Annotated in this window: 23 protein-coding genes and 1 pseudogene; 13 read left to right on the top strand and 11 right to left on the bottom strand. The window is 64.2% G+C overall.

All coding sequences use genetic code 11. The features are described from left to right. Positions 1–27 precede the first annotated feature (27 nt). The gene (locus ORS3428_RS27665; protein WP_071101444.1) at positions 28–912 is read right to left on the bottom strand and encodes a hypothetical protein; all 885 of its coding nucleotides are present in this window, start codon (positions 910–912) and stop codon (positions 28–30) included. 542 nt (positions 913–1454) lie between these two features. Here ORS3428_RS27665 and ORS3428_RS27660 point away from each other — a divergent pair. The 3 genes from ORS3428_RS27660 to ORS3428_RS27650 are packed head-to-tail and all read left to right on the top strand — an operon-like array spanning position 1455 to position 4305. After that, a complete protein-coding gene (locus ORS3428_RS27660; RefSeq protein WP_071101494.1) occupies positions 1455–2006 on the top strand; it encodes a MaoC family dehydratase in 552 nt (183 codons plus the stop codon). Positions 2007–2008: 2 nt separating this feature from the next. Continuing rightward, positions 2009–3163, top strand: a complete 1155-nt coding sequence (locus ORS3428_RS27655) for a CaiB/BaiF CoA transferase family protein (protein WP_071101443.1) — start codon at positions 2009–2011, stop codon at positions 3161–3163. 14 nt (positions 3164–3177) lie between these two features. Next, positions 3178–4305: an extracellular solute-binding protein gene (locus ORS3428_RS27650; protein ID WP_071101495.1), complete on the top strand. Its 1128-nt coding sequence runs from the start codon at positions 3178–3180 to the stop codon at positions 4303–4305. Between the two features lie 30 nt (positions 4306–4335). Here the strand turns inward: ORS3428_RS27650 and ORS3428_RS27645 are convergent, their stop codons facing one another. Together ORS3428_RS27645 and ORS3428_RS27640 are read right to left on the bottom strand one after the other, a co-directional pair. Then, positions 4336–5172 (bottom strand): amidohydrolase family protein, encoded by an 837-nt coding sequence (locus ORS3428_RS27645; protein ID WP_071101442.1) that lies wholly within the window; start codon positions 5170–5172, stop codon positions 4336–4338. Positions 5173–5295: 123 nt separating this feature from the next. Then, complete coding sequence (locus tag ORS3428_RS27640; RefSeq protein WP_071101441.1) at positions 5296–6081, bottom strand: IclR family transcriptional regulator; 786 nt, start codon at positions 6079–6081, stop codon at positions 5296–5298. Between the two features lie 158 nt (positions 6082–6239). Here ORS3428_RS27640 and ORS3428_RS27635 point away from each other — a divergent pair, with 158 nt between their 5' ends. From ORS3428_RS27635 to ORS3428_RS27590, 10 genes are all read left to right on the top strand, one after another. Next, positions 6240–7553, top strand: coding sequence for an ABC transporter substrate-binding protein (locus tag ORS3428_RS27635; protein ID WP_071101493.1), 1314 nt, complete (start codon positions 6240–6242; stop codon positions 7551–7553). Between the two features lie 106 nt (positions 7554–7659). After that, entirely contained in the window at positions 7660–8556 is an 897-nt protein-coding gene (locus ORS3428_RS27630) for a carbohydrate ABC transporter permease (protein WP_071101440.1), read from the top strand. Between the two features lie 2 nt (positions 8557–8558). Further along, positions 8559–9425 (top strand): carbohydrate ABC transporter permease, encoded by an 867-nt coding sequence (locus tag ORS3428_RS27625; RefSeq protein ID WP_071101439.1) that lies wholly within the window; start codon positions 8559–8561, stop codon positions 9423–9425. Positions 9426–9429: 4 nt separating this feature from the next. Next, positions 9430–10527: an ABC transporter ATP-binding protein gene (locus ORS3428_RS27620; protein WP_071101438.1), complete on the top strand. Its 1098-nt coding sequence runs from the start codon at positions 9430–9432 to the stop codon at positions 10525–10527. Between the two features lie 2 nt (positions 10528–10529). Beyond that, positions 10530–11651 (top strand): mandelate racemase/muconate lactonizing enzyme family protein, encoded by a 1122-nt coding sequence (locus ORS3428_RS27615; protein ID WP_071101437.1) that lies wholly within the window; start codon positions 10530–10532, stop codon positions 11649–11651. A gap of 2 nt (positions 11652–11653) precedes the next feature. After that, on the top strand, positions 11654–11983 hold the full coding sequence (locus ORS3428_RS27610) for an L-rhamnose mutarotase (protein WP_071101436.1): 330 nt from the start codon (positions 11654–11656) through the stop codon (positions 11981–11983). Next, complete coding sequence (locus tag ORS3428_RS27605; protein WP_071101435.1) at positions 11976–13049, top strand: Gfo/Idh/MocA family protein; 1074 nt, start codon at positions 11976–11978, stop codon at positions 13047–13049. Before ORS3428_RS27610 ends, ORS3428_RS27605 begins: the two co-directional genes overlap by 8 nt. 8 nt (positions 13050–13057) lie before the next feature. Beyond that, positions 13058–13510 (top strand): MaoC/PaaZ C-terminal domain-containing protein, encoded by a 453-nt coding sequence (locus ORS3428_RS27600; RefSeq protein ID WP_071101434.1) that lies wholly within the window; start codon positions 13058–13060, stop codon positions 13508–13510. 20 nt (positions 13511–13530) lie between these two features. Then, positions 13531–14262, top strand: a complete 732-nt coding sequence (locus tag ORS3428_RS27595; protein ID WP_071101433.1) for an SDR family oxidoreductase — start codon at positions 13531–13533, stop codon at positions 14260–14262. A 13-nt stretch (positions 14263–14275) separates the two neighbouring features. Beyond that, positions 14276–15553 carry an L-fuconate dehydratase gene (locus tag ORS3428_RS27590; protein WP_071101432.1) on the top strand — a complete coding sequence of 426 codons (1278 nt, stop codon included), beginning with the start codon at positions 14276–14278 and terminating at the stop codon, positions 15551–15553. A 94-nt stretch (positions 15554–15647) separates the two neighbouring features. Here ORS3428_RS27590 and doeB read toward each other — a convergent pair whose 3' ends face one another. The 8 genes and pseudogenes from doeB to ehuB form a co-directional block, all read right to left on the bottom strand. After that, positions 15648–16649 carry a N(2)-acetyl-L-2,4-diaminobutanoate deacetylase DoeB gene (gene doeB, locus ORS3428_RS27585; RefSeq protein WP_071101492.1) on the bottom strand — a complete coding sequence of 334 codons (1002 nt, stop codon included), beginning with the start codon at positions 16647–16649 and terminating at the stop codon, positions 15648–15650. Positions 16650–16654: 5 nt separating this feature from the next. Next, entirely contained in the window at positions 16655–17833 is a 1179-nt protein-coding gene (gene doeA / locus ORS3428_RS27580) for an ectoine hydrolase DoeA (RefSeq protein WP_071101431.1), read from the bottom strand. 134 nt (positions 17834–17967) lie between these two features. Then, positions 17968–18959, bottom strand: a pseudogene (locus ORS3428_RS27575) (cyclodeaminase). After that, a complete protein-coding gene (eutB, locus tag ORS3428_RS27570) occupies positions 18956–19942 on the bottom strand; it encodes a hydroxyectoine utilization dehydratase EutB (protein WP_071101491.1) in 987 nt (328 codons plus the stop codon). The pseudogene ORS3428_RS27575 and the gene eutB overlap by 4 nt, the downstream one beginning before the upstream one ends. A gap of 5 nt (positions 19943–19947) precedes the next feature. Then, complete coding sequence (eutA, locus tag ORS3428_RS27565) at positions 19948–20724, bottom strand: ectoine utilization protein EutA (protein WP_071101490.1); 777 nt, start codon at positions 20722–20724, stop codon at positions 19948–19950. A 5-nt stretch (positions 20725–20729) separates the two neighbouring features. Beyond that, positions 20730–21389 carry an ectoine/hydroxyectoine ABC transporter permease subunit EhuD gene (gene ehuD / locus ORS3428_RS27560; RefSeq protein ID WP_071101430.1) on the bottom strand — a complete coding sequence of 220 codons (660 nt, stop codon included), beginning with the start codon at positions 21387–21389 and terminating at the stop codon, positions 20730–20732. Between the two features lie 16 nt (positions 21390–21405). Then, a complete protein-coding gene (ehuC, locus tag ORS3428_RS27555; protein WP_071101429.1) occupies positions 21406–22065 on the bottom strand; it encodes an ectoine/hydroxyectoine ABC transporter permease subunit EhuC in 660 nt (219 codons plus the stop codon). Between the two features lie 158 nt (positions 22066–22223). Further along, positions 22224–23075, bottom strand: coding sequence for an ectoine/hydroxyectoine ABC transporter substrate-binding protein EhuB (gene ehuB / locus ORS3428_RS27550; protein ID WP_071101428.1), 852 nt, complete (start codon positions 23073–23075; stop codon positions 22224–22226). Between the last annotated feature and the right edge of the window lie 87 nt (positions 23076–23162).

Genomic DNA, 23162 nt, shown 5'->3' with positions numbered 1-23162 from the left:
GAGGATCAGCCGTTTCCTCGACGTCGTTCAGGAGCCGAACAGCACCATCTCGGTGAATGTCAGGTCTCCCGGCGAGGGCGATTTCGGGCCCTTGAAATATTTCAGCCCCTTCTTCGCAAAATACCTTCCCGAGAGACCGGCAACCGGGCCCATGGCATCGACAAGGCAAAGCAATTGTCCGCGCCGCAGGAGAAAGCGCCCCACGGCCCCTGCACAGCGGACCAGGTCGGCGTGAGAGCGRCAGTAGACGACCTGGCAGCACGGGATGAGACCGCGCAAAATCCGCCGCGGCTTCAGCACAAGCGGCAACGCCAAACCGTCGCAAACGCAGATCAGCGAAAAACAGCCGAGCGCCGCATGCTCGAGCAGTATGTATCGTTCATTGTCGGTGAGCTCAGCCATTTCGGCGAGGTCCGCACGGGCTTCCAGCACGCGGTCCGGGCGCGGCATCGCGTTCAGCACGGGAAGGAAGGCGACCTGTCCGCCGGAAAACAGGCGAAAACCGAACGCCTTGTTGAGCTTCAGCGTTCCGGGCGATGGGGAAATATTGGTGTAGACCACGTCCTTTCGCGAGATGACTGTCGCGATCATCTTGCTGGCATAGGGACGGAACTCGGCGTCGACGGACCAGCTGGAGAGATTGYAGCGGATTTCGTCGACTTCCAGACTCCTGTGCCTGGCATAAAGAGTAAGCACGGCGCCGACGATACTGCCCGATTTCTCGAGGACAAAACCATAGCGTGGGAAATCGGCGATCGAGGGTCGCCGCGACAGGCGCGTCAGCGCCTCGATCCAATAGCCGCGGCTGCGTTCCGGGAAGCCCCTGTGCAGGCAATCCGCCACACCTTCCCAGTCGGCCTCATCGAAGGGGCGACAGCCGACACCGGGAGGGAATGCGCCGAGAACCGCCATCGCCAACTCAAATATAAGAGAAACCAAATATGATCAGTACCGACACTATACTCGCGGTCGACAGTTAACAAAACGCACCGATCCCGGAAGCAATTTTATTGGATGCTTCGATGCGAGCGAAAAGATCTATTTATCCTTCAATGCAACCTGCATTTGACATGAATTGCACCCCAGGTAGTTCAAGGTTGTAGAAGCGTTGAATCGGRCATTTCCAGGCAGAAGGTATGCCAGTGCTCTWCCTGGAGTTRCTGCCAGCCTTCCGGCCTGCGCCGTCGCGAACCAGCCCGGCGCAACCGGATTCACCGCGACGGCCGTAAGTCGGCGGTAGGCTGGTGGCAAGCGGCAGGCCGATGACGTACTTGGCGCACGCTCGCGGTCCTGGCTTGACGATCGAACAAAATTTCTGCCTGGCCCGCTTGTGCTGAAAACTCATACATGAATATAATCTTCACAAGAGAAGATTGGGGAGGATCGATCGCGGCTCCCGCTCCGGCCTTGACCGGACGGCGCGAACTATTCTCAGGCAACGGATGAACAGGATCATGACCAGCTTCCCGCCCACCGTCGGCGTCGCCTCGACACGACCCTCCGACATGCCAGCCGATCATGCCGAGCTGCCGGTGTGGAACGCCGAAAACTGGTTCTATGAGGATTGGCCCGTCGGCCAGAAGATCCGCTCGCTCCGGCGCACCATGGCTGAAGGCGACAGCCACCTCTTCAACGCCTTGGTGCTCGACATCCATCCTTATGTGCAGGACCAGATGTTTGCCGAGCGCGAAGGCATTTTCGGCAGGCGCCTTGTGGCGGGCGCGTTCGTCTTCTCCGCCGGGCTTGGCCTCGTCGCCACGAATTGCGTCAACGCCTTTTCCTACGGCTACGACAAGCTGCGCTTCATCAAGCCGGTCTTCATCGGCGACACCATTTATTCGGTCCGCACCAATATGGAGAAAAAGCCTCGCTACCGCGACATGGGGCTGATCCGCGCTAGCTACGAAGTGTTCAAGGGCGAAGGCGAGCTGGTGCTCTACTGCGAACATCTGCAGACGGTGAAATACAAGAACCCGGCCGACTTCGCCGGCAAGACGGAGAAGTGATCATGGCTGCCGACCTGCCGCTGTCCGGCCTTGTCGTTGTCGACATGAGCCAGTTCCTRTCGGGACCCTACTGCTCGCTGAGGCTTCTCGACCTTGGCGCCCGCGTCATCAAGATCGAGCGCCCCGATGGCGGCGACYTTTCGCGCAGGCTCTATCTCAGCGACACCGAGATCGGCGGCGATTCCACCATCTTCCACGCCATCAACCGGGCCAAGGAAAGTTTTGCCATCGACTTGAAGAACGAGGACGACCTGAAAGCGCTGCGCGGGCTGCTTRCCAAAGCCGACGTGCTGATCCAGAACTTCCGGCCCGGCGTCATCGAGCGGCTTGGCCTCGACTATGAGCATGTGCGCTCGCTCAACCCGCGCCTAGTCTATGCCTCGATCAGCGGCTATGGCGAGGAAGGCCCCTGGGTGAAACGGCCGGGCCAGGACCTGCTTGCCCAAGCGCGCTCCGGCGTGATGTGGCTGAACGGCGACGAGGATCAGGGGCCGGTGCCCTTTGGCCTGGCAGTCGCCGACATGCTGGCGGGGGYGGCCTGCGCGCAAGGCATCCTTGCCGCCCTGGTCCGGCGCGGCATCACCGGTGAAGGCGRCCATGTCGAGACCAGCCTGTTCGAGGCGCTGATCGATTTCCAGTTCGAGGTCCTGACGACTCACCTCAACGACGGACGGCGGCTGCCGCGCCGCTCGTCCTTCCGCAGCGCCCACGCCTATCTGGCAGCGCCCTACGGCGTCTATCCGGCCAAGGACGGTTTCCTGGCGATCGCCATGACGCCGATCCCGAAGCTCGCCGACCTGCTCGAGATCGAGGCGTTGGCGCCCTACCGCGACCAGCCGGCGACTTGGTTCACCGCGCGCGACGAGATCAAGGCGATCATCGCGCAGCGCATCGCGCAGAAATCGGTCGACGAGTGGCTGGCGGTCCTCGAGCCCGCCGACATCTGGTGCGCGAAGGTGCTGAACTGGCAGGAGTTGCTGGAAAGTGACGGCTTCAAGGCGCTCGACCTGCTGCAGACCGTGACGCRCCAGGACGGCGTCTCGATCGACACCACCCGCTCGCCGCTCAGGATCGACGGCGTTCGCGCCAAGGTCGAGCGGGCGGCGCCGCTCGTCGGCGAGCACAGCGCAAAAATCCGTGAGGAGTTCGGACTGTGACTTCGCTCAAAGGCATGACGTGGAGTCATCCGCGCGGCTACGATCCGATGGTCGCCTGCTCCAGGCTGTGGAAGGAAAAGACCGGCGTTGCGATCGAATGGGAGAAGCGCTCGCTGCAGGATTTCGAGTCCTTCCCCGTCGAAGAACTCGCTCGCGCCTATGACCTGATCGTGATCGATCATCCGCATGTCGGCCAGATCACCGCCGAAAAATGCCTGGCGCCGCTCGACGCGCCGGGCCGCGAGGCGGAGCGCGAAGCGCTTGCGAGGGCAAGCGTCGGCCGCTCCTATTCGAGCTACACCTGGCAAGGGCGGCAATGGGCCTTTCCGATCGATGCCGCCACCCAGGTGCAGGCCTGGCGGCCTGATCTGATCGACGCCGCGCCGACCATCTGGACCGAAGTGCTGGAGCTTGCGCAGCAAGGCCGCGTGCTCCTGCCGCTCAGGCCGCCGCACTCGCTGATGTGCTTCTTCACGCTCGCCGCCGATCTCGGCCGTCCATGCACCGTCGAAGGCCCCGACCTGGTCGATCGCGAGACCGGCGAGACCGTCTTCGATATGYTGCGCGAGATCGCGGCGTTGGTCGATCCCCAGTGCCTGACGATGGACCCGATTGCGGTGTTCGAGAAGATGGCCGAAGCCGGCTCGCGCATCGCCTGCGCGCCGCTCATCTACGGCTACGTGCCCTATGCAGCCGCCGGCTTCCGCCCGAACCGGCTTTTCTTTTGCGACATGCCCTCCGTAGGYGGCGACGGCCCGGTCGGTTCCGCGCTCGGCGGCACCGGCATCGCCGTCTCGGCCTTTTCCGCTGCCGCGATGGAAGCGATCGACTTCGCCTACTGGATTGCCAGCGGCGAGGTGCAGCGTGGGCCCTATGCGGCAGCCGGCGGCCAGCCCGGTCATGCCGCCGCCTGGGAGGACGAGGCCGTCAACGCCGCGACCGGCGAGTTCTATCGCGGCACACGGGCAACGCTGGAAGGCGCCTGGGTGCGGCCGCGCCATGACGGCTACATGGCGTTCCAGCAGGCGGCATCCGACCGCATCAATGAGGCCCTTGCCGGCAGGCAGGATGCACGGCTGGTCGTCGCCGACATCAACCGCCTGTTCCGGGAGAGTTTCGCGCCGGCCGTTGCGGCCGGCTAACACCGCTTAGCCTGTGTAGCGGTATTGGCTTTACAGCCGCCAGAGCTTCTTCGCGTTGCCGGAGAGCAGCTTGGCGCGCTCGGTCTCGCTCGCGCCGGCGATAAGCGCGTGCGTCGCCGCGACCCAGCCGAGCAGCCCGCCGCCCAAGGTGCAGACTGGCCAGTCGCTGCCCCAAACGACGCGATCCCAACCAAAACTGCCGATCGTGTGCTCGACATAGGGCCGCAGCGTGTCGACGGTCCAGGTCGCGGGATCGGCATAGGCGACGACGCCGGAAATCTTGCCGACGACATTGGGCCRCCGCGCGATCTCGGTAATCTGCTCGCGCCAGGGATGCTCAGCCTTGCCCTTGATGTCAGGCACACCGCAGTGATCGAGGACGAACTGCACGTCCGGCGCCAGATCGACCAGCGCGATCGCCTGCTTCATCTGCCTCGGCAGGACGCAGAGATCGAAGGTCAGCCCGCTGCCGGCGATGCGCCTGATATTCTCACGGAACAGGGCGCCCTCGGATACGTCGTCGGGCACGACATGCAGCACGCGGCGGAACCCCTTGACGAAAGGATCGGCCTTCGCCTTGTCCAGCCAGGCGGCGAAGCCCGGCTCTTCCGGCCGGCACGACACGATGGCGCCCCTCACCAGGCTGCCCGGTTTTTTCGACAATCCCTCGGTGTGAGCCGTCTCCGCCTCGATATCGGCCGGGTCGACGTCGACCTCCATATGCAGCGCCAGTTCGATGCCGGCGCGGCGCGCCTCGGTGGCGTATTCATCGTGAGAGAAGTCGCGGTCGAGCGCCGGCACGCCGGCAAGCCATGGATAGCGCAGCGCCGCCTTGTCGATGAGATGCAGGTGTGTGTCGACGATCATGGCTTCCTCCCTCGTCGCGCATATGCATGTCGCCCAAAATCGTGCAACGGCTTTGGGAAAACGACATGCATCAAAACATAGAACTGGATGATCTCACGGGAGAATTCATCATTCAAATAAGAATTACATCCGCATCTTCACATCCGACCCGGCGAGCTGTGACAGCTTCGCCGCGGCGGCCTGCAGGAGCGCGATCGTCCTGGTGATATCGGGCGCGGCGGGCGCATTGACCAGAGTGATGTAGGGGATCGTGAGCGCCGCGATGCCGCGGCCGTCCGAGCCGATCACCGGCGCCGAGAGGTTGTAGACGCCGGCGGTCTGCAGCGAGGCCATCATCTCGTAACCGCGGTCGCGCACCTGGTCGAGGCGGGCGAAGAACTCCGGCGACTGCTTCATCTCCTCATTGGTGCGCAGGTGCTCGGCGATCATCATCTCGCGCTCTTCCGGCGAGCGGAACGCGAGCAGCACATGCCCCGAGCCGGTGTCGAACAGACTGATGTGCGAGCCGACGCGGATCGAGATGCCCCAGTAATGCGGCGCTTCCTGCTGCGCGATAACCACCGCATTGCCGCGGTCGAACACCACGAGCTGATTGGCCTGCCACGAGGTCTCGGCCAGTTCGCGCATGATCGACGTCGCGTAGGAGACAAGCCGGCGCACCGGCGCGTGCAACTGCGCCAGGCCGAACAGCTTCAGGGTCAGCGAGTAGCGGTCGCCCTCGGGCCGGGTGACGTAGCCGCGTTTCACCAGCCGGTCGAGCATCCGGTAGAACTCGTTCGGGYTGCGGTCCAGCCGCTTGGCGATTTCGGCCTGCGTCAGGCCGCCGTCGACGCTTGCCAGCAGCTCCAGAATGTCCAGCCCCTTGTCGAGAGCCGGCGCGCGATAGCGGTCTTCCTCGTCGTCCTGCACCGGATGCCTCTCTGGTGAATTTGTATCTTCATATACGCAAGAGACAGCCCATTGGAAAGAAGTTTCAGCTTGACGACTTATGAATATTTTGTTTGCATATGAATGAAGCGATGGAGCTTCGGCCGCGGCGGCACGCTGCCGTCCCAGGGAGGATATTCATGAACGGACTGCTTTCCGGCGTCGCCGCCGGCGCATTGCTCCTGGCATCGGGCGCGGCATTCGCGGCCGACCTGCYGGGCAAGTTTCCCGGCGTCACCATCGACGCCAAGCTGATTGGCGGCCAGCAGTATGAGAAGCTCTACGAGCGCATCGGCGAGTGGGAGAAGGCGACCGGCGCCAAGGTCAACGTCATCTCCAAGAAGAACCACTTCGACCTCGACAAGGAGATCAAGTCCGACATCGCCTCCAACTCGATCACCTGGTGCGTCGGCTCCAACCACACCTCGTTCGCGCCGCAATATCCGGGCATCTACACCGACCTCGCYAAGCTCCTGCCGAAGGAGGAGATCGATGCCTTCGTTCCCGCCAACATTGCCGCCGGAACGCTCGACGRCAAGCTGGTGATGCTGCCGCGCGCGCAATTCGACGTCTCGGCGCTCTACTACCAGAAGAGCCTCTATCAGGACGAAGCCAAGAAGAAGGCCTACAAGGACAAGTACGGCGAGGACCTCGCCCCGCCGGACACGTTCGAGGAGATGGCCCAGCAGGCGGAATTCTTCGCCAGCCCGCCGGATTTCTACGGCACGCAATATGCTGGCAAGGAAGAGGCGATCAACGGCCGCTTCTACGAGATGCTGATCGCCGACGGCGGCGAATATCTCGACAAGGACGGCAAGCCCGCCTTCAACTCCGAGGCCGGCGTCAAGGCGCTMGACTGGTTCGTCAAGCTCTACAAGGCCAAGGCCGTGCCCGCCGGCACGACCAACTATTTGTGGGACGACCTCGGCCAGGGCTTCGCCTCCGGCACCGTGGCGATCAACCTCGACTGGCCGGGCTGGGCAGGCTTCTTCAACGACCCGAAGTCGTCCAAGGTCGCCGGCAACGTCGGCGTCAAGGTCCAGCCGAAAGGCTCGTCCGGCAAGCGCTCCGGCTGGTCGGGCGCGCATGGCTTCTCGGTGACCGAGAACTGCGCCAACAAGGAGGCCGCTGCCTCGCTGGTCTGGTGGCTGACCAACGAGGACAGCCAGAAGCTGGAAGCCGCGGCCGGCCCGCTGCCCACCCGCACCAAGGTGTGGGAGTGGGACCTCGAGCAGGCGAAGTCCGACCCGTACAAGACCGAAGTGCTGCAGGCCTTCCAGGAAGCCGCCAAGAACGCTTTCCCGGTGCCGCAGACGCCGGAGTGGATCGAAATCTCCAACGCCGTCTATCCGGAACTGCAGGCRGCAATCCTCGGCGACAAGACCTCCAAGCAGGCGCTCGACGACGCGGCCGCCAAGGCAACGCAGATCCTCCAGGACGCCGGCAAGCTCTGACGCCATCCTCGCTGCGGCGCCGGTCCTCAGGACCGGCGCCGCTTGTTGCCTGACGCGGCCGTCATGCGATGATCGCCGGCCGCACAAACACATTTGGGAAAATTGAATGAAGGCCAAGCGGCTTTCCGCGCCAACCCTGCTCCTGCTGCCGGCCGTGCTCGTGCTGGCGGCCGTTGTGGTCGTGCCGCTGTGCCTGTCTTTCTATTCCAGCTTCACGCCGTTCAGGCTGACGCGRCCGGAAACCTTCTTCACCTTCATCGGCCTGCGCAATTATCGCAATATCCTCTCCGACGCGAATTTCTGGTGGGCCTTCGGCCGCACCGTGCTGTTGCTCACCATTGCGCTCAATCTCGAGATGCTGCTTGGGCTCGGCCTTGCGCTGCTGGTCGAGAAGGCCAGTCGGGGCCAGCGGCTGCTGCGCACCATCATGATGTTCCCGATGATGTTCTCGCCGATCCTGGTCGGCTTCCAGTTCAAGTTCATGTTCAACGACAATATCGGGCTGGTGAACAACGCGCTGCAGTCGCTGGGCATCACGCAGGACGCGATCCCGTGGCTGATCGAAGGCCATCTCGCCTTCATCGCCATCGCCATCGCCGAGATCTGGTCGTCGACCTCTATCTTCGCGATCCTGATCCTCRCCGGCCTGCTCGCCATGCCGAAGGAGCCGGTCGAAGCCGCGCGCGTCGATGGCTGCACGCCGTGGCAGACCTTCCGCTATGTGACCTGGCCCTTCATCATGCCCTTCGCCTACATCGCCATGACCATCCGCTCGCTCGACGTCGCGCGCGCCTACGACATCGTCAAGGTTATGACGGATGGCGGCCCGGCCGGCCGCACGGAACTGTTGTGGACGCTGGTCGCGCGCACCGCCTACAGCGATGCGCGCATGGGCGTCGCCAACGCGATGGCCTATGTCTCGATCCTGCTGTCGATCGTCTTCACCGTCTATTTCTTCAAAAAGCTCGCCGCGGCGCGCAGCCAGATTGGCGCGGAGTGGTGAGAATGGACGCCAACGCATCCGCCCGCCTCAAGCGCCGTGCGGCAACCGTCGCGCACCGCGTCGGCCTGTYCCTCGCCATGCTTTTGATCTGCCTGCCCGGCATCTGGATYGTGCTGTCCTCGCTCAGGCCAACGGTCGAGATCCTCGCCAAGCCGCCGGTCTGGGTCCCGCAGCAGGTCTCGCTCGACGCCTACGTCGCCATGTTCAGCGGCGTCGGCAAGGGCGGCATTCCCGTCCTCGACTATTTCCGCAACTCGCTGATCATCTCGGTGACGTCGACGGTCATTGYCATCGCCATCGGCATGGCCGGCGGCTACGCCTTTGCCCGCTACCGCTTCCGCGGCAAGTCGGCCATGTTCCTCGGCCTGATGTTGACGCGCACCGTGCCAGGCATCGCGCTCTCGCTGCCGCTGTTCTTCGTCTATGCGCGTCTCGACATCATCGACACGCATTTCGGCCTGATCCTGGCCTATGTCRCACTCAACGTGCCCTTCACCATCTGGTTGATAGACGGCTTCTTCCGCCAGGTGCCGAAGGACCTCGCCGAGGCTGCGCAGATCGACGGCTGCACGCGCTGGCAGGCCTTCTGGCAGGTCGAGTTCCCGCTCGCCGGACCCGGCATTGCGTCCGCCGGCATATTTGCCTTCCTCACCTCCTGGAACGAGTTCGCGCTCGCCTCGCAGCTGACGCGCTCGATCAATTCGAAGACGTTGCCCGTCGGGCTGCTCGACTACACCGCCGAATTCACCATCGACTGGCGCGGCATGTGCGCGCTGGCAGTGGTGATGATCATTCCGGCGCTTCTCCTCACCTTCATCGTGCAAAAGCACCTCGTCGGCGGCCTGACCTCCGGCGCGGTGAAAGGTTGATCCGATGGCGATTGTCTCGCTCAAAAACCTGACCAAGCGTTACGGCAATATGGAGATCGTGCACGGCATCGACCTCGACGTCGCCGACCGCGAGTTCATTGCGCTCGTCGGGCCGTCGGGATGTGGCAAGTCGACGACGCTCCGCATGATCGCCGGGCTGGAGGATATCTCCGGTGGCACGATCGAGATCGGCGGCCGCATCGTCAACGACCTGCCGCCGYGCTCGCGCAACATCTCGATGGTGTTCCAGTCCTACGCGCTTTATCCGCACATGACAGTGCGCGAAAATCTCGGCTTCTCGCTGAAGATCGCCGGCGCGCCGAAAGAGGAGATGGACCGGCGCGTGGCCGAGGCATCGGCCATTCTCGGCCTCGACGCGCTGCTGGAGCGCCGTCCTTCCCAGCTTTCCGGCGGCCAGCGCCAGCGCGTCGCCATGGGCCGTGCCATCGTGCGCGATCCGGATGTCTTCCTGTTCGACGAGCCGCTCAGCAACCTCGACGCCAAGCTGCGCACCCAGATGCGCACCGAGATCAAGAAGCTGCACGCCAAGGTCAAATCCACGGTCATCTATGTCACGCACGACCAGGTCGAGGCGATGACGCTCGCCGACCGCATCGTCATCATGCGCGACGGCTATATCGAGCAGGTCGGCACGCCGGACGAAGTCTTCCAGCGGYCGGCGACGCGCTTCGTGGCGGGCTTCATCGGCTCRCCGCCGATGAATTTGCAGGAGGCGACGGTCGCCGACGGCAAGGTCGTCTTCGCCAGCGGTCAGAGCCTGCCGCTGCCCGGCCGCTTCAAGGCCAAAGTGAGCGCCGGCGACAAGGTTGTGTTCGGCCTGCGTCCCGACGATCTCTACCCCGTGGGCCACGGCTTGCATTCGGGCGATGCCGCCGACGTCCATGAGATGGAGCTGCCGGTGACGGTGACCGAGCCGCTCGGCAACGAGACACTGGTGTTCGCCGAATTCGACCGCCGCGACTGGGTCTCGCGCATGCTGAACCCCAGGCCCCTGAAGGCGGGCGACCGTGTCGCCATGAGTTTCGACCTGTCGCAGGCGCATCTCTTTTCCGCCGAAACCGGCAAATCCTTGAGGGCCTGACGATGGCGAAGATCGAAAAAGTCGAGCTCTCGATGGTCGATCTGGTGCCGAAGGTGAAGCGCACCGACGCCATCCAGAGTTTTGTCAGCCAGGAGACGCCGATCGTCACCATCACCGATGCCGACGGCGCGGTCGGCATGGGCTACTCCTACACGATCGGCACCGGCGGCTCCTCGGTGATGCGGCTTCTGGYCGATCACCTCGCGCCGCGCCTGATCGGTGAGGATGCCGACCGGATCGAGGCGATCTGGCACGATCTCGAATTCGCCACCCACGCCACCACCATCGGCGCCATCACAGCCATCGCGCTCGCGGCCATCGACACCGCGCTCTGGGACCTTCGGGCGAAAAAGCAGAAGCTGCCGCTCTGGAAGATTGCGGGCGGCGCCAGGGATCGCTGCCCGCTCTACACCACCGAAGGTGGATGGCTGCATATCGAGACGGCAGCACTTGTCGAGGATGCGGTGGCCGCCAAGGCGAAAGGCTTCACCGGTTCCAAGGTCAAGATCGGCAAGCCGCATGGCGCTGAAGATTTCGCCCGGCTGTCCGCGGTGCGCAAGGCGGTCGGCGACGGCTACGAGATCATGACCGACTGCAACCAAGGTTTTACCGTCGACGAAGCCATCCGGCGTGCCGAGCGATTGCGCGATCTCGATCTCGCCTGGATCGAGGAACCGCTGCCGGCCGACGACATCGACGGCCATGCGCGGCTGTCGAATGCGACCGCGACGCCGGTGGCGGTCGGCGAGTCGCTTTATTCGATCCGCCATTTCCGCGAATATATGCAGAAAGGCGCCTGCAGCATCGTGCAGGTCGATGTAGGCCGCATCGGCGGCATCACGCCCTGGCTGAAGGTGGCGCATATGGCGGAAGCCTTCGACATGCCTGTTTGCCCGCATTTCCTGATGGAACTGCATGTCAGCCTGGCCTGYGCGGTGCCGAACGGCAAATATGTCGAATACATTCCGCAGTTGGATGCGTTGACGGGCAAGAAGATGGTGATCGAGAACGGCCATGCGCTGGCGCCGAACGAGCCGGGCCTCGGCATCGACTGGGATTTCGATGCGATCAAGGCGCGCAGCATCGCCGAGTTCAGCATCACCGTCACCGAACGGAGGAATTGAAAATGCAGCGAATGGGCATGGTGCTCGGCCTGAAGCCGGAGAAGGTCGAGGAATATGTGCGCCTGCACGCCGCGGTCTGGCCGGACGTTCTGAAGATGATCTCCGCCTGCAACATCAAGAACTACTCGATCTATCTCAAGCGGCCTGAGAACCTGCTGTTCTCCTATTACGAGTATCACGGCACAGACTACGCCGCCGACATGGCCAAGATGGCCGCGGATCCCAAGACCCAGGAATGGTGGGCGGTCTGCATGCCTTGCCAGGAGCCTTTGCCGACCAGGAAGGAAGGTGAATGGTGGGCTATGATGGATGAAGTCTTCCACCATGACTGACGCCTTTGATCCCGCCTCGCTGTCGCAGTCCTGGGCAAGGCCTGCGAACGCGCGCCCGATCGTCACCTTCGGCGCCGGCTCGATCGTTGGCGATGCGCATTTCCCGGCCTACCGCAAGGCCGGCTTTCCGGTTGGCGGACTTTACGATCCGGACCGGGCCAAGGCTGAGAAGCTGGCAGAGCAATGGGGCGTGACGGCGTTCCGCTCGGTGGACGAGGCGGCCGCCGTCAAGGATGCGATCTTCGATCTGGCGACCCCGCCGGGGCGGCACGCCGAGGTGCTGAAGGCCCTGCCCGACGGCGCGGTCGCATTGATCCAGAAGCCGATGGGCAACTATCTCGGCGAAGCGACCGAGATCCTCGAAATCTGCCGCTCCAAGAAACTCAGGGCAGCGGTGAACTTCCAGCTCCGCTTCGCGCCGATGATGCTGGCGCTGAAGGACGCGATCGCCAAGGGCTGGCTCGGCGAGGTCGTCGACTTCGATGCCTGGCTGGCGCTGGCAACCCCGTGGCAGCTCTGGGAATTCCTGCTCAAGGCGCCGCGTGTCGAGATCGCCATGCATTCGATCCACTATCTCGACCTGATCCGGCAGCTCCTCGGCGACCCCAAGGGGGTTCACGCAAAAACCCTCGGCCATCCCAGCCACGCTGTCGCGCAAACCCGCACCAGCGCCATTCTCGACTATGGCGACACGGTGCGCTGTGCGCTGTCGATCAACCACGACCACAAGTTCGGCCGCCGGCACCAGGCCTGCGAGTTCCGCATCTGCGGCACCGAGGGTGCCGCCTACGTCAAGCTCGGCCTCAATCTCGACTATCCGCGCGGCGAGCCCGACGTGCTGGAGATCCATCCGAAAGGCGGCTCCGACTGGGTCAGCGTGCCGCTAGCCGGTGAGTGGTTCCCTGACGCCTTTGTCGGGCGCATGGCCAATGTCCAGCGCTTCGCTTGCGGCGAGGACAGCGAGCTGGTCAGCTCCGTCGAGGATGCCTGGAACACGATGGCGCTGGTGGAAGYCGCCTATCGATCGAGCGCCGCGCCGGCGACGCCGCTGGCTGAAAAACCGTAAGGAACGGCATGGAACAGGTCACCTATTTCGAGGACTACGAGATCGGCTCGTCGCGGCTGACCAGCGGCCGCACGATCACCGAGACGGACTTCGTCGTCCATGCCGGACACACCGGCGATTTCTTTCCGCACCACATGGACGCCGAGTTCATGAAGACGACGCCCTTCGGGCAGCGCATCGCCCATGGCACGCTGGTGTTCTCGGTCGGGGTCGGACTGACGGCGAGCGTGATCAACCCGGTCTCCTTCTCCTACGGCTATGACAGGCTGCGCTTCATCAAGCCGGTGTTCATCGGCGACACGATCCGCACGCGCACCACGATCGCCGCGAAGGAGGATGATCCGAAACGCCCGGGATCGGGCCGCGTCATCGAACGCATCGAAGTGTTGAACCAGCGTGACGAAGTCGTGCTGGCTGCGGACCACATCTATATCGTCGAGCGGCGCCCCCGGCTCGGTTGAAAGAACGGAGACAAAACAACATGGCTGATCTGACAGGCAAGGTCGTTGTCGTTACCGCGGCAGCGCAGGGAATCGGCCGGGCAAGCGCCCTTGCCTTCGCCAAGGCCGGCGCGATCGTCCACGCCACCGACATCAACGAAGCCGTTCTGGCCGAACTCGGCAAGACGCCTGGTATCAAGACTCGCAAGCTCGACGTGCTGAACGACGAGGCCGTAAAGACCRCTTTCGCCGAGATCGGCCGCGTCGACGTGCTGTTCAACTGCGCCGGCTTCGTCCATTCCGGCTCCATTCTGGAGATGAAGGACGAGGATCTCGACTTCGCCTTCAATCTCAATGTGCGCGCCATGATCCGCACCATCCGCGGCGCGCTGCCCGGCATGCTGGAGCGCGGCGACGGCGCGATCATCAACATGGCGTCGGTGGCGGGCGCGCCTAAAGGCGTGCCCAACCGTTTCGCCTATGGGGTGACCAAAGCGGCCGTGATCGGCCTCACCAAATCGATCGCCGCCGACTATGTCGCCAGGGGCATCCGCTGCAACGCGATCTGCCCCGRCACGGTGGAAAGCCCCTCGCTCGAAGCCCGCATGCGCGCCCAAGGCGACTATGAAGCCGCCCGCGCGGCCTTCATCGCCCGCCAGCCGATGGGAAGGCTGGGCACGGCGGAGGAAATCGCCGACCTTGCCGTCTATCTGGCCGGCGCCACCTATACGACCGGGCAGGCCTATAATATCGACGGCGGCTGGTCGATCTGACGAGGCAGCAAGCATGACCCGCATTACCGATCTTCGCACCTTCGACCTGCGTTTTCCGACGTCGCAAAGCCTCGACGGGTCGGACGCGATGAACCCTGACCCGGACTATTCCGCGGCCTACGTCATCCTCGACACCGATGTCCCGTCGCTGAAAGGCCATGGGCTCACTTTCACCATCGGCCGCGGCAACGAGATCTGCTGCGCGGCGATCGAAGCGCTGCGCCATCTGGTCGTCGGGCTCGACCTCGACTGGGTCAGGGAGGACCCCGGCCGCTTCTGGCATCACGTGACCGGCGACAGCCAATTGCGCTGGATCGGCCCGGACAAGGGCGCCATGCATCTTGCGGTCGGCGCCGTTGTCAACGCGGTCTGGGACCTGTGGGCGAAGGAAGCCGGCAAGCCGGTCTGGCGGCTGGTTGCGGAGATGAGCCCGGAAGAGATCATGCGGATCGTCGACTTCCGCTATCTAACGGATGCGATCACGCCGTCGGAGGCGCTTGATATCTTGAAGAAGGCCGAGGCTGGCAAAGCCGAGCGCATCGCCATTCTCGAGCGCGAAGGTTATGCCTGCTACACCACCTCGGCCGGCTGGCTCGGCTATCCCGACGACAAGCTGCGGCGGCTCTGCCAGGAAGCGATCGAACAGGGTTTTGATCACATCAAGCTGAAAGTGGGCCGTGACCGCGCGGACGACATCCGTCGCCTCAGGATCGCCCGCGAGGTGATCGGTCCGGACCGCCACCTGATGATCGACGCGAACCAGGTCTGGGAGGTCGACCAGGCGATCGACTGGCTTCGCGACCTCGCCTTCGCCAAGCCCTTCTTCATCGAGGAGCCGACCAGCCCGGACGATGTCGCCGGCCATGCGAAGATCCGCAAGGCCGTGGCGCCGATCAAGGTCGCGACCGGCGAGATGTGCCAGAACAGAATCATGTTCAAGCAGTTCATCGCCGGCGGCGCGATCGATGTCGTGCAGATCGATTCCTGCCGCATGGGCGGTCTCAACGAGGTGTTAGCCGTGCTGCTGATCGCGGCCAAGTTCGGCCTGCCGGTCTGGCCGCACGCCGGCGGCGTCGGCCTGTGCGAATATGTCCAGCATCTGTCGATGATCGACTGTGTCGCGGTGTCAGGCACCAAAGAGGGCCGGGTGATCGAATATGTCGATCACCTGCACGAGCATTTCCGCGAGCCCTGTGTCATCGAGAATGCGGCTTACATGCCGCCGACAGCGCCGGGCTTCTCAATCGAGATGAAGCCGGAATCCATTGCCGCCCATCAATATCGCGGTTGAAAAAGCAATGCCGTAATGCGGGCCTGATCGCCCGCGTCACGGCTCGCATTCAACGCTCAGACGCTCAGCGCCATGCCATGCGGCGCGTTCCGCGTCAGCCGACCTCGACTGCGATCACCGAGACGCAATCGCCGGCCTTGACCAGGCCCGGGAAGTGCCGTGCGGCGAGCAGGCCGGACATCCTGGCCCGGATCTCCTGCGGCGCGTTGCCGGTGCGGCCGACCGAATGGATGCGCGCCACGACCTGGCCCTCGTCCACCTTCTCGCCGAGATCGACCATGGTTTCGATCATGCCGTCCTCCTCGGCGAAAGCGAAGCAATCGCCTGAGGGCATATCCAACCAGCGGGTTCGAGTCTTCTCGACCGCACCGGCGACGATGCCGGCATGGCGAAGCACGTTGAGCACGCCGCGCCGCGCGATGCGCACAGTCTCGGCCCGTGACGTGCCGCCACCGCCGAGTTCGGTGGTGACGAAGACCTTGCCCATCTCCTCGGCAGCCGTGTCATACATGCCGACCGTGTCGATCTCGGTCATGCGCATCGAGAAAGGCGCCGAGAAGGCCTCGACCGCGGCGAAGGCCTTTTCTTCCTGCGCCTTGTCGGGCAGCGTGTGCGCGGCGCAGAACGGCACGAAGTCCAGCGTCTTGCCGCCGGAGTGGAAGTCGAAGACGATGTCCGCCCGGGGCAGCAATTCCCGCTGGAAATAGTCGGCGATCTTCTCCGTCACCGTGCCGTCCGGCCTACCGGGGAAGCTGCGGTTCATGTTGCCCTTGTCGATCGGCGATGTGCGGGTGCCGGYCCGGAAGGCCGGATAGTTCATCGCCGGCACGATGATGACCGTGCCGGCGACGTTCTTCGGATCGAGCGTACGGGCGAGTTCGTAGAGCGCCAGCGGCCCCTCATACTCGTCGCCGTGATTGCCGCCGGTAAGCAGCGCCGTCGGCCCCTTGCCGTTGCGGACGACGCAGACCGGGATCATCACCGAGCCCCAGGCGGAATCGTCGCGGCTGTAGGGCAGGCGCAGGAAGCCGTGCTGGACGCCGTCGCGACCGAAGTCGACCGTCGGCGTGATCGGCGATGGACGAAGGGCTGACATCGGGCTCATTCCTTCACGAACAGCTTGCGCGGCACATTGGCCAGGCACTCGACGCCGGTCTCGGTGATCAGGATCGACTCGGTGATCTCCAGYCCCATCGTCTCCAGCCACAGGCCGGTCATGAAGTGGAAARTCATGCCGGGCTTGAGCTCGGTGCGGTCGCCGGGGCGCAGGCTCATGGTGCGCTCGCCCCAGTCCGGCGGATAGGAAAGACCGATCGAGTAGCCGGTGCGGTTGTCCTTGACGATGCCGTACTTTTTCAGCACGGCGAAGAAGGCATTGGCGATATCCTCGCAGGCATTGCCCGGCTTCGCGGCGGCGAGGCCCGCTTCCATGCCTTCCAGCGTCGCCTTCTCGGCGTCGAGGAAAGCCTGCGTCGGCTTGCCGAGGAAGACGGTGCGCGACAGCGGGCAATGGTAGCGATTGTAGCAGCCGGCGATCTCGAAGAACGTGCCCTCGCCCGCCTTCATCGGCTTGTCGTCCCAGGTGAGATGCGGCGCCGAGGCGTCCGCGCCCGACGGCAACAGCGGCACGATCGCCGGATAGTCGCCGCCGATGCCTTCGACGCCGCGCGTGCCGGCATCGTAGATCTCGGCGACCAGATCGCATTTGCRCATGCCGACCTCAATTCTGTCGACGATGCGCTGGTGCATAGCCTCGACGATGCGGGCGGCCTTGCGCATATAGTCGATCTCGGTCGGGCTCTTCACCGCGCGCTGCCAGTTCACCAGCGCGGTCGCGTCGACGAAACGGGCGTTCGGCAGGTGCCTCTGCAGCGAAGCGAAGGCAGCGGCAGAGAACCAGTAATTGTCYATCTCGACGCCGATGGTGAGCTTGTCGCAGCGGCGATCGGCAAGCACACTGGCGAGGTAGTCCATCGGGTGCCGCTCGGTCGACTGCACGTAATGGTCGGCGTAGCCGATGATGTTGTCATGCGCGAGATAGGCGGTGCGCTTGGCGCCGTTGGCGTCCTGGCCGCGGCCGTACCAGACCGGCTCGCCCGAAGGCGGCAYGATGACCGCCTGGTGCACATAGAAGGACCAGCCGTCATAGCCGGTCAGCCAGGCCATGTTCGAGGGATCGCTGACGATCAGCAGATCGACCCCCTTGGCCTCCATGGCCTTCCGAGTCTTGGCGAGGCGATCGGCAAATTCCGATCGCGAGAATTTAAGGTTTGGCTGCATCGTTCTTGATCCTCATTGTTGGGCGCAGAGTCCTATTCAACTTTGTTGAATCAGGCTCGTCGCCTATTTCTGATTGGGCGTGATCTTTTCGGAAAACCGGTTCCTACTTTTCCGGATCACGCTCTGGCCAGCTATCAGCTTTCGAAAACGGTTCCGGCATTGGCCGCCCGGGCGCGGTCGCGCGCGAGCGTGGCGATCGCGGTGTCCTGCACGCCGGTGCCGGTGAGGTCGGCGATGGTGATGTCGCCGGCCGAGCGTCGTCCGTGCTTTTTCCGGCGATGATCTGGCCGAGTTCGGTGACGTCCGCGTCGGCCGCCATCACGCCTGCCTCGATGGCATGGTGGAGCTCGCCGAGACGCCGTGTCTGCTTCGCGCTGTCGGCGACATAGAGATCGGCCAGGCGAAGGATCGCCGGCGCGATCTCGTTCTTGTGCTCGGCATCCGAACCCATGGCGGTGATGTGCTGGCCGGCCGAGACGAACCCGGCCTTGATCAGCGGCTCGGTCGAGGGCGTGGTGGTGACGATGATGTCCGCTTCGGCCGCCGCCTTTGCCGCATCCGGCTCGGCGCGAACCATGATGCCCAGACTTTCGCGCAAGCGGGTGGCGGTCGCCTCGGCCTTGGCGACGTCGCGCGCCCAGATGCGCGCTTCCTCGATCGGCCTGACCAGGCGCAGCGCTTCGAGTTGGAGGCCAGCCTGCACGCCGGCGCCGAAGATCGCCGCGACCTTGGAGTCCACCCGCGACAAATGCTTGGCTGCCACCGCGCCCGCGGCGGCCGTGCGGATGTCGGTGAGGTAGCCATTGTCGAGCAACAGCGCCTCGATCAGTCCCGTCTTGGCCGACAGCAGCACCATCATGCCGTTGACGCTGGGCAGGCCGAGCTTCGGATTGTCGAAGAAGCCGGGGCTGATCTTGATGGCGAAGCCGTCGATCCCCGGCACATAGGCGGTCTTCACGTCGACCTCGCCGCGATGCTCGGGGATGTCTAGCCGAAGTATCGGCGGCATCGCCACCGGCAGCGTGGCTAATGCGCGGAAAGCATTCTCGACACAGGCGACGGCGTCGAGATCGAGCGTCACGATCTTGCGCAGTTCGGCTTCTGTAAGGATGGTCATGCGGCTCATGCAACGCGCTCCGTCTGTGCAGGCTCGCCGCAGACGATGCGGCGATGCAGGCTCATGTCGATGTTGCGGCCGGAGAGGATGATGACGGTGGGGCCGTTCGCCTTCACCTTTCCGGAAAGCAGCGCGTCGATGCCGACGGCGCCGGCACCCTCGACGATCTCGCGCTCCTGTTCATAGGCATGTCGGATGCCGGCGGCGATCTCGTCCTCGGAAAGCAGGATCACATCGTCGAGCAGGCCGCGGCACATGGCWAAGGTCAGCCGGTTGTCCAGGCCGATGCCGCCGCCGAGCGAGTCTGCCAGCGTCGAGAGCTCCTCGACCTGAACGGGCCGGCCGGCATCGAGGCTCGCCTTCATCGCGGCGCCTCGTTCCATCGAGATTCCGAGAACCTTCGTGCCCGGGCTCACGCCCTTGATGGCCGCCGCGACTCCGGCCGCCAGGCCGCCGCCCGAGAGCGGCACCAGCACGCTTGAAGCGTCGGGCACCTGCTCCATGATCTCCAGCCCGAGCGTGCCTTGCCCGGCGACGATGTCGGGATGATCGAAGGGCGGCAGCATGACGAGCCCCTCCTCCGCCACCAGTCGGTCGACTTCCTGCTGGGCGTCGTCCTGGCTGTTGCCGACGATGCGGATATCGGCACCGAGGCGGCGGATGGCATCGAGCTTGTTCTCGGGCACCAGCTTGGACATGCAGATCACCGCGCGCATGCCCTCGAGTCGAGCGGCATGAGCGAGCGCGCGGCCGTGATTGCCGGTCGACGCCGCGACGACGCCGCGCGATCTTTGGTCCGGGCTCAAGGCAGCAATGGCGTTGGAGGCGCCGCGCAGCTTGAATGCGCCGGTGGTCTGGTGGTGCTCCAGTTTGAGATGGATGGGGTGGCCAGTGCGGTCAGAGAGGCTTTGCGACTGCACGGCGGGTGTCCGCTCGACCTTGCCGGCAATACGCTCGCGCGCAGCGCGAATATGCTGAAGCGTGACTTCCATGTCGATCACTGAGCCAAGGGCTTCGTCATCAGCCGGCCGAACTGCGGCCGCGGCGTGTCGTCGCCGCAAAGCCGCAGGCAGTTCCAGGCGCTGGCCTGGTTGCTGGTGACGACCGGGCGCCCGATCGCCTCTTCCATGCTCGGAACCACAAGCGCCGCCCGCAGCGCCGTGCACGAGACGAACAGCGCATCGGCTTGCGCATGCATGGCCTTGCGCGCCTGCTCGACGAGCGAAGCCGGGGTGATCCGCGCCATCTCGCGGTCGTCCTCGAAGCCGAGGCAGGTGAAGCTGGCGATATCGAAGCCATGCGCGGCGAAATAGGCGGCCATCGGCCGGCTGGTCTCGACGGTGTAGGGCGTAAGGATGCTGATCCGTTTGACCCCGAAGGCGTTGAGGCCGCGCACGCCCGCCATGGGTGGCGTGACCACGGGAACGCCCGGCTTCGCCGCCTGGATCGCGGCTTCGACCTCGGCGTCACCGATCACCACCGAGGCAGACGTGCAGGAATAGCAGACGGCGTCGAGCGGCTCGTCCGGCAGGATGAGGGCTGCGCCCGCCGAGAGCGACGGCTGCATCTTGCGCAGGTTCTCCGACGTCGTCGGATTGGCATAGGGAATGCGCGCGACATAGACGCCGATCCGCTCGCTCGCCACCATGCGGCGAAAATCGACTTCGCTCGTGTGGTCGGTGGCAAGGGCGACCAGGCCGACGCGTTTTTCGAGCGGGCGCGCATCGAGCGCTGGCCGAGACGATGCCAGCTGGATTTCGGGGAGCGGGTTCATGAGTTTCATCTTTCGATCCTGCCGTAACGATGYTCCAGCCAGCGCAGAAGCACGACGGAGCAGAGGCTGATGACGAGGAAGAATCCACCGACCAGCGTCATCGGCTCGATGTAGCGATAATAGCTGTTGGCGACGCTCTTGGCCTGGTTCATCAGTTCCAGCACGGTGATCGCCGAAAGCAGCGGCGTCTCCTTGAACATGGCAATGAAATAGTTGGCCAAGGCCGGGATCATCGGCGGGATTGCCTGCGGCAGGATGACATGCGACCAGGTATGATTGCCGCTCAGATTGCAGGCCTTGGCGGCCTCCCACTGGCCGCGCGRCACATTGTCGATGCCCGCGCGATAAACCTCGGCCGTGTAGGTGCCGTAGTGCAGGCCGAGGCCGAYGACGCCTGCCACCAGCGGCGGCAGCAGGATGCCGAAATCGGGCAGCACGTAGAAGATGAAATAGAGCTGCACCAGCAGCGGCGTGCCGCGGATGAATTCGGCGAACCAGCCGACGCTGCGCGCCACGGCCCGGTTCGGCGAGCGCCTGGCCAGCGCGATCGCCAGGCCGATGATCGCCGCCAGGATCGAGCCGAGCACTGTCGCCAGGATCGTGATCTTCACGCCCTGGATGAGCATCGGCATAATCTGCCGGACAAAGTCCCAATCCCATTCCATCAGCGGACCCAATCCATCACACGCGCACTCCGTCGAGGCCGCGGGCCCTGCTGCGCTCCAGCGAGCGCACGCCCCAAGAGATGATCAGCGCAAACACGAAATAGATGACGAGCACGGAGACGAACGGCACCAGCGTGCTGCCTGTCTGCGATCGCACCACTTGTGCCTGGAAGGTTAGATCGGCGAGCGAGATCAGCGATACGACCGATGTCGCCTTGAGCAACTCGATGGCGTTGTTGCCGAAGGTCGGCAGCATGACCAGAAACGCCTGTGGCAGGATGACGTGGCGCAAGCCCTGCCAGCGGCCGAGATTGAGGGCGGTGCAGGCCTCATACTGCTCGTGACCGATCGACAGGATGGCGCCGCGCACGACCTCGGCGGCATAGGCGCTGACATTCAGCCCCAGCGCCAGCACGCCAGCTTGCAGCGGCGTCAGCTCCAGGCCGACAAAGGGCAGGACGAAATAGGCCCAGAACAGCTGCACGAAGATCGATGTGCCGCGGAAGAACTCGATGTAGACCGTGGCCAGCGCGCGGATGATGAAGAAGCGCGAGATGCGGCCGAGGCCGGCGACAAAGGCCATGACCAGCGCAAGCACCGACCCCATCAGCGTCAGCTCGATGGTGACAAGCGCTCCCTGCAATATCAGGCCGAGATAGCCGGACCACTGGATCATCTAGGTTCCAACGTTTGCGATYAAGTTCCTTCCCCCCGTTAACGGGGAGAAGCCGGCAGGCAGATGAGGGGCGGAGCCAGCTAGCAGAATTTGGCGCCGCCCCTCATCCGGCCCTTTGGGCCACCTTCTCCCCGCAAGCGGGGAGAAGGCTAAGAGCATTACTTCGCCGCGCAGAGCTTCTCGCGCGACGTCGACATCGCCGCCTTGGCGGAGAAGCCGTAAGGTTCGACGATTTTCGCGAACTCGCCGGACTTCTTCATCTTGGCGAGTTCGACGTCAAAGGCATCGCGAAGCGCTTCGTCGCCCTTCTTGAAGGCGGCGCCGTCGCAGGAGACCGGCGTCCCCTGCACCGGGGCGATCACTTCGAGGTTCGGATCATTGGCCTTCTTGATGAGGTCATTGATCGACAGAATAGGCAGCGAATAGGCGTCGATACGGCCGTCCTGCACCATCTTCAGGCCGCTCTGGCCGTCCGGTACGACGATGACGCGATCACGCGGCACGCCGGCGGTGAGCGCCAGCTTCTCCTCGGTGCCGCCGCCCGGCGCGCCGACGGTGGCGGAAGAATCCTTGGCGATGTCAGCAAAGCTCTTGAAGTGCTTCGGATTGCCCTTCTTCACCAGCATCGCCTCGGCATCGCACAGCACCGGCTCGGAATAGGCGACCGCCGCGCAGCGCTCCGGCTTCATGAACAGGCCGGCGGTGACGGCGTCGAACCGGCCGGCCTTCAGGCCGGGGATCATGGCGCCATATTCGGAGATGGAGGCGACGATGTCGTTGACGCCGAGGCGCTTGAAGATCACGCGCGCCACGTCGGGTGCTGCGCCCGAGACCTTGCCGTCAGCCGCCACCGCCGTATAGGGCGGCTCATTGGCGATCGCGACGCGGGCGAAACCTTGCGCCTTGAGCTGCTCCAGCTTGGCGTCATCGGCCGAACGCGCACCAGAGGCGACCAGTACCGCGGCCACTGCGAGGCCGGCGACGCCAGCCAGAATGCCAAGTTTCTTCATCGTTCCCAACTCCTTATCTCTATCTTCTTGGTTTRCTCAGTTCAGGTGGCTTTCGCCTCTTGCGGACGACTTTTTCGCCTCGGGACG

It is taken from the genome of Mesorhizobium sp. ORS 3428 (assembly GCF_001854785.1).
GTDB lineage: Bacteria > Pseudomonadota > Alphaproteobacteria > Rhizobiales > Rhizobiaceae > Mesorhizobium.
This window is presented reverse-complemented; position numbering and strand designations above follow the sequence as displayed.